Annotated in this window: 1 protein-coding gene; it reads right to left on the bottom strand. The window is 55.3% G+C overall.

Features of this window, described 5'->3' with window-relative positions; translation table 11 throughout:
• A partial coding sequence (locus EUU22_RS16230; RefSeq protein WP_439329156.1) for an ABC transporter permease subunit occupies positions 1 to 253 on the bottom strand: 253 nt, incomplete at both ends.

Here is a 253-nt window from a genome sequence, read left to right as displayed (position 1 = left end):
CAAAGCATATTCAGGCCGCCTCGAATCACACTGGCAAAACCAAATGTGACCATGATGACCGAGATGATCGGCTCCCCAATGAGTGGGCGCAGCACCCCTCGCTCGATGATGAGGCCGAGTACAATGGACGTAAGGAGTGTCAGGGGGAAAGCTACATAGAGAGGGAAGCGCATCTGGAGGATCGTGGCCCAGGAGACATATGCCCCAAAGAGCACCAACTCCCCCGGCCCGAAATTCACCACATTGGAAGCTT

Origin of the sequence: Ciceribacter ferrooxidans, from assembly GCF_004137355.1 — a bacterium.
GTDB lineage: Bacteria > Pseudomonadota > Alphaproteobacteria > Rhizobiales > Rhizobiaceae > Allorhizobium > Allorhizobium ferrooxidans.
The sequence above is the reverse complement of the archived record's forward strand: the minus strand, read 5'-3'. Positions and strand labels throughout refer to the sequence as shown.